Source organism: Verrucomicrobiota bacterium, assembly GCA_037139415.1.
Lineage (GTDB): Bacteria > Verrucomicrobiota > Verrucomicrobiia > Limisphaerales > Fontisphaeraceae > JBAXGN01.
In genome coordinates this window covers 1-10087 of sequence record JBAXGN010000240.1, presented here as the reverse complement: position 1 = coordinate 10087, position 10087 = coordinate 1, and the positions used below count along the sequence as shown (strand labels likewise).

The following is a 10087-nucleotide window of genomic DNA, read 5'->3' as shown; positions in this document are numbered from 1 at the left end:
CTGAGGAAACATGGACCGCAAGGTTGCGTGCGCCTCAGTCCTACTCGACCCGGTTAATTTTTCTGCAAAATTCGGGTTTCCTGCTTTCCCCGTCTTCAATTCCGCATTCCGCATTCCGCAATCCACAATCGGTTGCTCCGTCCGCGCCCCAATCACATCCCCCGCCGAATCCTTCACCAACTCCCCCGTCACCAGGTTCCCCTGCGCATCCGCCACCGGCAAATACGGCTCCGTATATTCCTCATTAATCGGGATCCCCACATCCTGCGTTAACTTCTTCAAGTCCGCCTGGTTCGCCATCAAATCCGAGACCGTCCCATCCGTGATGAACTGCTTGTACACCTCTCGCTGGAACGCTACCGCCGAAGGATCGCGCTCCTGCCGGAACTTCAAATACGCCAGCACCGGCGCGCCCGGCCCAAAGCAATAGGCAATGACATTGCGGCTGATCTGCAGCGCCAGCGTTTCCTCGATTAAAACCGCGTCATCCCCCTCCAGGATATCGCTCTCATCCCCCTGCAAACTCGCCCCCGTCTTATCCTTCCCGCCCGAGGTCCCCAAACCCACCCGATTGGCAGCTAATGCACACCGTCTCCAGCGTCGCTCCCCTGGGGAACCGCTTCAGCGCCCGCAGGATGAAGTCCCGTAAAATTTTGATTTGCGAATCGTTCATATCAACCTTGCTCCTGTAGCGCTTGCACCTGCGCCACCAGGTTCACCATGTTGGAATTGATATTGTCAGACATCGTATCCATCTTGCTGGCCACGGCGGAGACCTCGCGCCCCAGGCTGCCCAGCTTTTCATCCACATTATCAATCCGCTCCAGCAGCTCCTTGCGCAGCTCCTTACGGTGCTGATCAACCCCAGCTTGACGCTGGGCGTCGTCGAAGATGCACTCGCCATCTCAACACCGTATCCAAACTCTGCGAGTTCTCCCTCAACTAATGCCTTCATTTTTCTGCCAATAAATTTTTCCGCAAAATATGAACTCAAAAATCCCATCCCCCATTCCGCAATCCGCAATCCGCAATCCGCATTCGAGTGCTCCGCATTCGAGTGCTCCGCAATCCGCAATCGAGTATCGCGATCCCAACGACCTGCGCCCGCACCCCAAGATCAAGGACCTGCCGCGCTGGATCAAAGACTCCACCGAGTTCAACGCCCTGGTGGAAGACATTCGCGACCATGGCGTCCAGCAGCCCGCCGTCATCACCGCCGATGGTCTGGTCATGGACGGCGAAACCCGCCGCCTCGCCTGCAAACAACTCCAGGTGGACATCCCCTGCGTGGTGCGTCCGGAAGCCGATCTCATCAACATCTGCATTGCTTCGGAAACATTGCGCCGCCATCTCACCAAATCCCAACTCGCCTTCAAATACTACCCGCTGATCCGCGAGGTATTCATCGAGCGCGAGCTGCATGATGCTACTGCGCGCACGGTCCGTAAGTTTGTTCCGCGTGATTTCTCCGCCGTCCGCGAACTCTCCAAGCAAGTCTCCGAGTTCGCCCTGCGCCTGGGCATCAGCGTTCGCCTGCTCGAGCAAGCCCACGAACTCCACCAACTCTTCGACGCCGAACCCCGCCTCTGGCCTTGGACCTCGGATGGTGCCAAGCGCAACCTCGAAATCCTCGGACGCGACGTTCACTACGACGTCACCTTCGCCGACTACTTCGGATCATGCATCATGCATCCGGACATCGCCATGTCCCTGGGCGGCGCGCTGGAAGCCCTCAAACAGAAACTTTCCCAGCTCGACCACAAACACACCGGCAACAAACCCGCGCCGAAAAGCCCCGACGATCCCCTGGGCGACACTCCCAGCAAACAACTCATGCTGCTCAACGAAGCCTTCAAACATTGCGGCAACCGTTGGGAATACTGGCATCAGCTTCACCCCGTCGAACGCAAAACCGTATTATCCTCCTGGCACGCCTCCTTCAACATCGCGCCCGAGGAAATGAAGATCGAACTCCTGTCCACCACCCTGGACACCCTGGCCATCGAAACCCTAACCACCCTCCGCACCAAAATCGCCGCCGAACTAAAACAGCGCGAAAAATGAGGGCATCATGAATAACGACCATGCACATATCGATCGTAGAACCGGCATCCTGCCGGTTCAGTTCCCCGATTCCGCAATCCGCAATCCGCAATCCGAATTGGAAGATTCCGCAATCGAATTTGCCGCCGAACGCCCTAACCGTCTTCCAGAAGGAAACACCGGAAACTGGATCACCGATGCGCAAGCTGACGCGACAGACGTTCTGGATAGCGTGCCAGTAGGCGGCACTCCTTTAAGTAGCACCGGCGTCTCGCCGGTTGTCCATCCTGTCAATCAGGTCAATCAGGTCATTTTTTCAGCCCCAAAAACTGAAACCACAAACCGTGAGTGTGGCACTCTGGAAGATGGTATTGCAGCATTGACCGCAGCCAATGTCCCAGGGGAAAACCACGGCTGCTGCGGACCCAACGTAGAACCGGCGTCTCGCCGGTTTTCTACTCCCGTGGAACCGGCGTCTCGCCGGTTTCCCACGTCTTGCCCAGTCCCGCCTGCTCAGCCAATGGCTGGTGCTTCAAATGCTGAGGCTGAGCCTTCGTTTATTCCCGGAGCGGCCGCACCAGCCGCCCCGGCTCTTTCAAGTAGAACCGGCGTCCCGCCGGTTTCTTCCGCAAGCCCCGAGGCCCTCGAAATCGCCGCCGAACGCCGCCGCATCCTGTCCAGCGCTCTCCCGCTTCTCTCTTCCGGTCGCTCCCAGAAAGACGTCTGCCTGATTCTCGACATCTCCACCGCCAACCTCTCCCGTCTCCTTTCCCTGGCTGATTCATTCTCCCATTTTTCTGCCAGTGGTTTTTCTGCAAAATGTAGCTTTCTGCTTTCCCAGCCGCTGGAATCCCTCGCTCCAAAATCCTCCTGCGGGCTTAAATCCGAATTTGAACAACTGCTGGCGGTACCGGAAATAGCCGAGGAACTGAAAAGCCTCTACCTGGCCACCATCCGCGCTTCCAGCGAATCCATGACCCACGGCCGCGCCACCGGGTCCATGGCCACCGCCATGAAGCACCTGGGCGAACACGAACTTTGCCGCCAGCAATTCCCTGAGTTGGCCGCGCTGCTGCGCAACGGCAGGAAGCCGGCACCCCTGCTGCGGTACATGGGGAGTAGTTGCGTCAAGGGGAACGGCGCACTGACAGGATTGCGCCAGACATTCCAAACGGCGGCTTGACGGGGCACACCGGGCACTTACCATCGCGCGCATGAAGCTTGGTCAACAACCATTCCCCGCGCTCCGCCGACAACCGGAGGCGCACGCCTGATATGTGGCAGCGCATCAATTCCTGGCGCTGGACGGCAGCGCTGTTGTTGGCGGGCGCGGCGGCGGCCACGGCGGCCGGGGAGATCACGCTCTTTAATGTGACGCCCGCGCAAACGCCCGCGTTGGCGGCGGCGCTCCAGGCGGCGGCGCTTTCACCCCAGACCGGCAATGCTTCCGCGCCGGTGTTTCGCGGGTCGCTCATCCTCTGGGAAGCCCGCGCGCGCGGCGGCAAGGATTTCACGCCGGAATCGGCCCAGGGCCTGGGGGAATGGACGCGCCAGGGCGGGCAGCTGTTGCTGACGTTATCCGAGGATCCCGGCACCGGGCCGATGCGCCTGGCGTTCATGCTGCCCATCACCGGCTGGCAGACGCAGGGGCAGGCGCGCGAGGGGGCGCGGAAGAACGGGGAGGGCGTCATCGGCGAGCAGGACGCGGAGTTGTTCCCGCGCAACGAGGCCGCGAATGTTCCGCTCGGGTTTTATTATCCGCTGCGGCCGTTCAGCGCCGTGGAGCGCGGCGAGGGGCGCTATGAATATCTGGAGCGCACGATCCCGTACGTGGAATTGCCCGTCCCGCCGGGGAACACGTTCTGGACGCGCCCGCTCTTGAACCGCGATTGGCGGGTGCGGGCGCGCGCGCAGGATGCGGGCAAGACGCCGGTGCTGCTCACGGGCCGTTACGGCGCCGGGCGCGTGGCGGTGTGCGCCACGTCCATCGCCGCCGCCGGAGCGGAGGCCGGGCCGCTGTGGTCGGGCGTGCTCCGCTGGTTGATGGCGGATGACCCGGCCACGCCGACGCCCACCCCGGCGGCGGCCACCCCGCTGCCCACGCCGCTTTGCACGGTGGATGCGGAGCGCCGGTTGCTGCACGTTGCGCTGCTAAATCCGGGCGGCCAGGCGTTGCCGGTGCGCGTGGTGCTGCGGCTGCGGACGTGGGAGCGGGCGCTGGTTGGGGATGTGGAGCAGGCGTTGACGGTGCCGGCGAACAGCCAGGCCGTGGCGGAGCTGCCGCTGCCCAAGCCCTCGGCCACCGGGTATCAGGCGCTGGAGTTCCGCGATGCGTTTGACGGGCGGCTGGGCATTCTCTCGGCGGACGGCCGCACATTGTTGCAGGAGGTGCGCGTGCCGATGGACCTGCGCCCGCCGCTGTTGCTGACGGTGACGACGGATAATTTGCGCGCGGCGGAGTACCCGTTCAACGCGCCCGGCCCGCAGACGCTCGCGTTCCCCAACCGCATGGGGATGGAGGTGAACGCGTACGCGTTTAAGCCCGGCCAGATGGTAAACGCCACCGTGGTGGTCGCCAACGGCCTGCGCAATCTCGCGCCGCTGGCCAAAGCGCAGGATGAAACCCAGCCCGGCAATGCCTCCGCCATGGCGTTGAACGACGAGGCGGCGTTCGGCGAGCAGGGACCGAATCCCGACAAGATACCGGGGTACGGGGCGTGGACCGGGCAGGCCGGGCGGGAGAATGTGCTGCGGTTTGAGTTTGCGACGCCGGCGACGGTCGCGGGCGTGGAACTCGTGGGCAGCCCGGAGCTTTTGCTCAAGTGATCTGGGAAGAGGGGGGATTAGGGGGAAAGATCCGGGAAAATGGGGCTGGGGGCGTAGAGTTGGGCGAGGAGTTCGTCGAAGCCTTGTTTTTTGGTGACTTGGGTCAGGGATTGGAAGCCGGCGCGTTGGATGAGGAGGTGGCGTTGTTCTTCGGCGGTTTTTTTGTCCCATTTGTTGGCTTGGACGATGGTGGACCATTCGCGCCAGAAACGGAGGATTTGGGGCTTGGTTAATAGCATGTTAATGGGGGGTTAAAAGGAAGTATTAAGGATAAAGGATAAAGGATAAAATCAGAGGCCGGAATCTATGTTCTTCCTGAGCCAGTCGAGTTCGCGGTTTTTGGGTTCGATGTAGGCGAGGCCCAAAGCGTAGTAGAGGGTTTCTTCGGTGAGGCAGGGGACGGGGCCGGCGGGGAGGTGGGTGGCGCGGACGCGGGTGGTGGTGTTTTGGGCGCGCAGGAGGGCGGTGAGGCATTCGCCCACGCGGGCATGGGCGAGGGCGAGGGCGTGGTAGGCGTCGGCCAGGGATTTGTGCTGGGATAGGGTGGTTTCGGAGATGGGGAGGGGCATATTATTGGGGATTTTGGATTGCGGATTGGGGAATGGGTGACTTGGCTGCCAGTTTCGCGTGTTTTTTGCGCAGTCTTTGGAAGTGTTTCCTGGAGCCTTTGCCGAATGAACGGATGTAGTCGGCGCGGTAGCAGGCTTTGAATTTCTGGCGTGCGATGTAGATCAGGTGGCGCTCTAAGCGGTGGAGGACCCGGCATTTTTTCAGTATGCTGCGTTTGGCCTTTTTGTAATCTTCCGATGGCATGTGGGCTTTTAGTGAACGAAAGCCGTCCAGTTGTTTGATGCGACTGTATTCGAGTTCGGAAGTGCAGCAGATGATGTCTGAGTAGGTGAGTTTGGCCAGGGGTTTTAGTTTGGTGTAGCGCATGGAGGTTAAAAAATGGGAGGCATGGGAAGAATGGGAGTTATGCGGCGTGGGTTTGGGTGGTCCAGGGGTTGCCGAGGATGTAATGGTAGTGCCAGTCGGCGGTGAGGTAGCCGATGTCTTCCGGAGACCGGGGGATGCTCTGGTCCAGGAGGGTTTGGCATTGCATGCAAAAGGTGCCGCCGGGGACGACGGCCAGGGTGTGGATGCAGTCTGTGTGCGGGCAGGTTTGCCAGGCCGATTCCAGGGCGAAGGTGAGTTGGTGGGGTGCGTCCATTCAGACTTCTCCTCTTTGAACCAAGCAAACAGCCCATTTCAGAATGTACTCAAAGCCTGGGGCCGGGATGATTGGACAGGGTGATCGGTTTAGCCAGGATTCTTTGATTTCTCTGGCCCAGACGAAGGCGCGTTCTTTGTCGCGTTGGTAGGTTTCTTCTTCGCTGGCCAGGATGCTGCCAGGGGATGGCATTCTCCGATGGCATAGAGCCGTTTCTTTGGCGCGTTCATAGCGGGTCATCCATAAATGGCGTTCGTATTCAGGCAAGGCGCGCCATTCTTCCCAATCGCCACGGAAGTCCCAGGCGACGGTCATGCCTTCCGGGGTCCAGTTGTGGGCGTCTTTTTCCATGTTCTCACGCCACTGGTTTTGTATCACGTGTTCGAGTTTTTCGCCGTCGAGATCCAGGCTGAATTGTTCGATGGGGGTCATGGAATAGGGGGGTTGTTTTGTTTGCGCCGACTGACGTCGTCGGCTACAATTTTTAGTTGGCGGGTTCGGGGAGGTGGGACCAGTGGGTGACATCTTTAATTGGCCATTCCAAGAGATGTTCCAGCCAATGATTATAAACATGATGAGACATCCAACAGTCACCGCTAGAGTCCTGTACTAAAACTGTGCATTCGTCGTCGGGGAGGTGGTCGTCCACGGAGATCCAGAAGATGGTGCGGGGTTGGGGAGCCTTGGGGTTAGGAGGGACCGGATTGACCGGATTGACCGGATTGACTGGGGTGACGGGGTTGGTGTATTCGGCTTCGTAGGCTCCACAGGCGACGATTTGGACGGTGATTTGTTTGGGATCGGCGCTGGGGTGTTCGGAGATGACGAGGTGTTGAGCCAGCATTTGGGCGGCGTCGAGTTCGGAGCGCAGTGAGGTCATCCGATGGCGTTTGCCGTTCCACTCGCAGGTGGCTTTGTTACGGTTTTTGCTATCGCTGCCGCGAAAGACTTCGGTGGAGATGAAGAGTTTCATGGGGGGTTGGTTGAGAATTTCAGATTTCAGAGGTTGGGCGGGGTGGTGGTGTCGGCGGTTTCGGGTTTGGGGTCGAGGTACCAGCAGTCTTGATCCTGGACGATGCGGACGCCGGCGGCGAGGAGTTGTTCCATGGAGAGGATGTTGCGGTCGGCCAGGAGGGCGTCTTTGTCGGGCTTGGGGTCGGCGTAGCGGATGTATTGTTCGCCCCAGGGGAGTTGTTGGAGGCGGTTGACGACGTCGGCCCATTTGATTTTTTTGTTGAGGGTCTCGACGTGGGGCGGGTTGTCGCGGAAACCGAAGCGGGCGGTGCTGGTTTCGCGGGATTTGAGGTCGCCAAAGGTTTGGACGCGGTGGGTGATGCCGCCGAATGTGCCGGTGGATAAGGTGGCGCAGTATGAATCAGCGGCGGAGGCTATCGCGGAGGGCGGATCCGGGGCGCTGCCGAACGGGAGCGATTACAAGCCGAACGACCAACCACGCGGGGTGAACCCGTTCAAGGAGTACCTGGCTTATTTTACGGAGAAGCTGGTGATGGCCGGGACGGGCGGTTTGTTGACGGTGCTGACGCAGAGCGGGAGCGGCACGCTGGCGGGGAGCGCACACATGGAGGCGTTCCGCACGATTGCGCGGCATGAATCGCGGAAGATTAACGGGGTGATGCAAGCGGATTTTGATGCCGAGGTGCTGGGCCGGGCGTTCCCAGGGAAACCGAAATACGCATATTTTGAGCTGGCGGCGACGGAGGCGAAGACGGTGGGCGAGGTGGTGGACCATGTTGGCAAGTTGTCGCAGGCGGGATATCAGATGCCGGCGGAGGAGGTGACGGAGTTGACGGGGTATGAGGTCACTGAAAAGATTGCGGATTCCGGATTGCGGAAGGCGGAATTGGGACCCGCGAAAGACGCGAAAATTTTGCAGAAAAATAAACCGGCAGAAAAATTGGGACAGGATGGACAGGATGGACAGGATGAAGACCAGGAAGATTTGAATGCGGAGGGAGAGGATGGGACGTTGGAGAATCGTGGGCCGGCTAAAGCCGGGACTACCAACCAGTCTCCGGATGAGGGGATTGAGCCGTTGTTGGCGTCGGCGCGGGATGCGTTTGCCCAGGCGCAGGCGCGGGCGTTGGCACCACTGCGGGAGAGAATCCTCGCCATCACCAAGCTTTCAGGAACGGAACAGGCGGCGGCGCTGAGCAGGTTGCGCGGGGAGCTGCCGGGGATGTTGGGCAAGATGAATGTGGCGCCGGAGACGGCCAAGGTGCTGGAACAGGCGCTGGCGGCGGGGGTGGCGAGTGGCGGGACATTGCAAATTGAAAATTGCAAATTGAAAATTGGAAACCGGGAGCGGCATGAGGGATTGATTTTGAATGGCGCTCCATTTGGACATCCATTTTACGGTAATCAGCATGTCAGCGGAAAAGAGCTTGGGGATTTGTACGAGGCCGCAAAAACGCAGGCAGGAAATGCTACCAAGGTTAGTACATATCAGACGGTCAGCGATGCAGAAGCGGAGAAAATCAAGGCGTCCACCGGGTTGAATGTCTCCGGGTATGTGCATGCCGTGGACACGTATTCGCTAAAGCATATTCATAACTCCCATGGAAATCCGGAAAAAGAGGCGGCAAGAGGACAGGTGCACGTAACCCGTGAGGATATTGAAAAGATTCCAGAAATCGTCCAGCACGCTGACAAAATCGAATATGGCGGGAAAACTAAACTAGGTCGCGAGGCAATCCGGTACACGAAGAAAATGGGACCCAACACAATATTGATCGAGGAAGTGCGAACTAAACAAAAGCTGTTAATTCCGGCGTCTTTTATGAAGTTTAAAAACTAAGAAGTACGGGCGACGATTGATGCACGAGCCCCAATCTCTACGTCCAGAACGCTTCGCCCATAAAGACAATCGCACAGAATAGAACAAAAGTCAAATGAACACCGCAGAATCAATGATGGAAGACCGGGGGGTTATCAGCGAGATCCACGGGGTGCCGCCGGGATTGGTACTGGTGCCGGTTATGGGGCATCAAAATCCACCGGGCCGCCCGAGATACGCGATTGATGGACCATGGACCAACGGAGCAGCCCGACCTGATACCACGAATCCACCAGGAGGAACTCCAGAATTTCGGCTGATTCGGATTGCGGGTTGGGAAGGAAGTGGTCGGAAAGCCACTCGGCGCAATGGCGGGCCTGGCGCAGGCGGTCATAAACGAGCCTGGCCTCTGCCTGGTTTAGGGCTGGCCATCGCCGGTTTAGGGCAAAGGCTCGGCAGGCTTGGTCAATGGCTTTGCGCGAGTCGGCCTCAAACTGGAGGAGTTGCTGCGGTTGGGAAGGGTTATTCGCTTGCAGAGCTACTAGCAGCGGGAGTGCCGCGCGAAGTTCTTGATCAAGCGCATCGAGAATATCAGGCCAAGTCATGGGTGGAAGTGTGGCAGTTGCCAAAGGAAAAACAAGCATGAGCACGTTGATTTTGAATCGGGATTGGGAGCATCCAAAGGATAATTGGTATCACTTGGAGGCGCTGGGGAATCATCCGAATGCGGCGGGGAAGGTCGTCCAGGTGGTGGATGCCGCGGCGGTGCAGCAGATGTGCAACCGGTTTGCGGTGGAAGCGGCGAAGCCGGATTTTGCGGGGATGCTGGTGGATCATGAGCATTTCAAGGCGAACCCGGACCAGGAGACGCGGGCATACGGGTGGCTGATGGCGGTGCAGGCGCGAGCGGATGGGCTTTACGGCCAGATCCGGTGGACGAACACGGGCCGGGAGGCGGTGGATGGCGGGGATTATCGGTATTTCTCAACGGAGTATGATCCGAATGATTGCGAGAAGGTGGGCGACGGGAAGATCCGGCCGCTGCGGCTGGCGGGGCTGACGTTGACGAATGACCCGAATAATAAGGGGCAGAGGCCGATCACTAATCGGAATGCGGATTGCGGATTGCGGATTGCGGAATTGGGAAGCGGGAAGTTGATTTTGCAGAAAAATGAACCGGGTCGAGTAGGACTGAGGCGCACGCAACCTTGCGG

The 10087-nt window shown here is 59.3% G+C and carries 15 protein-coding genes; 6 read left to right on the top strand and 9 right to left on the bottom strand.

Annotated elements, in window-relative coordinates:
* The coding region (locus WCO56_26830; protein ID MEI7733215.1) for a hypothetical protein at positions 1 to 561 on the bottom strand (561 nt) is incomplete at its 3' end.
* A 113-nt stretch (positions 562 to 674) separates the two neighbouring features.
* A complete protein-coding gene (locus tag WCO56_26825; GenBank protein MEI7733214.1) occupies positions 675 to 809 on the bottom strand; it encodes a hypothetical protein in 135 nt (44 codons plus the stop codon).
* Positions 810 to 984: 175 nt separating this feature from the next.
* Here WCO56_26825 and WCO56_26820 point away from each other — a divergent pair, with 175 nt between their 5' ends.
* The 3 genes from WCO56_26820 (at position 985) to WCO56_26810 (ending at position 4869) form a co-directional block, all read left to right on the top strand.
* On the top strand, positions 985 to 2064 hold the full coding sequence (locus WCO56_26820; protein ID MEI7733213.1) for a ParB N-terminal domain-containing protein: 1080 nt from the start codon (positions 985 to 987) through the stop codon (positions 2062 to 2064).
* A 7-nt stretch (positions 2065 to 2071) separates the two neighbouring features.
* Complete coding sequence (locus tag WCO56_26815; GenBank protein MEI7733212.1) at positions 2072 to 3226, top strand: hypothetical protein; 1155 nt, start codon at positions 2072 to 2074, stop codon at positions 3224 to 3226.
* 92 nt (positions 3227 to 3318) lie between these two features.
* On the top strand, positions 3319 to 4869 hold the full coding sequence (locus WCO56_26810) for a hypothetical protein (protein MEI7733211.1): 1551 nt from the start codon (positions 3319 to 3321) through the stop codon (positions 4867 to 4869).
* Positions 4870 to 4886: 17 nt separating this feature from the next.
* On the opposite strand, the gene WCO56_26805 is transcribed toward WCO56_26810, so the two are convergent.
* Genes WCO56_26805 through WCO56_26780 form a run of 6 tightly spaced genes read right to left on the bottom strand, consistent with a single transcriptional unit; the run spans position 4887 to position 7052 of the window.
* Positions 4887 to 5108 (bottom strand): hypothetical protein, encoded by a 222-nt coding sequence (locus WCO56_26805; protein ID MEI7733210.1) that lies wholly within the window; start codon positions 5106 to 5108, stop codon positions 4887 to 4889.
* Between the two features lie 51 nt (positions 5109 to 5159).
* Positions 5160 to 5438: a hypothetical protein gene (locus WCO56_26800; protein ID MEI7733209.1), complete on the bottom strand. Its 279-nt coding sequence runs from the start codon at positions 5436 to 5438 to the stop codon at positions 5160 to 5162.
* Position 5439: 1 nt separating this feature from the next.
* Positions 5440 to 5805, bottom strand: a complete 366-nt coding sequence (locus WCO56_26795) for a hypothetical protein (protein MEI7733208.1) — start codon at positions 5803 to 5805, stop codon at positions 5440 to 5442.
* Between the two features lie 37 nt (positions 5806 to 5842).
* Complete coding sequence (locus tag WCO56_26790; GenBank protein ID MEI7733207.1) at positions 5843 to 6079, bottom strand: hypothetical protein; 237 nt, start codon at positions 6077 to 6079, stop codon at positions 5843 to 5845.
* Positions 6080 to 6511 carry a hypothetical protein gene (locus tag WCO56_26785; GenBank protein MEI7733206.1) on the bottom strand — a complete coding sequence of 144 codons (432 nt, stop codon included), beginning with the start codon at positions 6509 to 6511 and terminating at the stop codon, positions 6080 to 6082.
* A gap of 52 nt (positions 6512 to 6563) precedes the next feature.
* Positions 6564 to 7052 (bottom strand): DUF551 domain-containing protein, encoded by a 489-nt coding sequence (locus WCO56_26780; protein MEI7733205.1) that lies wholly within the window; start codon positions 7050 to 7052, stop codon positions 6564 to 6566.
* Positions 7053 to 7141: 89 nt separating this feature from the next.
* On the opposite strand from WCO56_26780, the gene WCO56_26775 reads away from it, so the two are divergent.
* Both WCO56_26775 and WCO56_26770 read left to right on the top strand, forming a co-directional pair.
* Complete coding sequence (locus WCO56_26775; GenBank protein MEI7733204.1) at positions 7142 to 7438, top strand: hypothetical protein; 297 nt, start codon at positions 7142 to 7144, stop codon at positions 7436 to 7438.
* Positions 7413 to 8894 carry a hypothetical protein gene (locus WCO56_26770; protein ID MEI7733203.1) on the top strand — a complete coding sequence of 494 codons (1482 nt, stop codon included), beginning with the start codon at positions 7413 to 7415 and terminating at the stop codon, positions 8892 to 8894. The genes WCO56_26775 and WCO56_26770 overlap by 26 nt, the downstream gene beginning before the upstream one ends.
* Positions 8895 to 9073: 179 nt before the next feature.
* Here the strand turns inward: WCO56_26770 and WCO56_26765 are convergent, their stop codons facing one another.
* On the bottom strand, positions 9074 to 9478 hold the full coding sequence (locus tag WCO56_26765) for a hypothetical protein (GenBank protein MEI7733202.1): 405 nt from the start codon (positions 9476 to 9478) through the stop codon (positions 9074 to 9076).
* Between the two features lie 37 nt (positions 9479 to 9515).
* Here WCO56_26765 and WCO56_26760 point away from each other — a divergent pair.
* Positions 9516 to 10087: phage protease (locus WCO56_26760; protein MEI7733201.1), on the top strand; the 572-nt coding region annotated here is incomplete at its 3' end.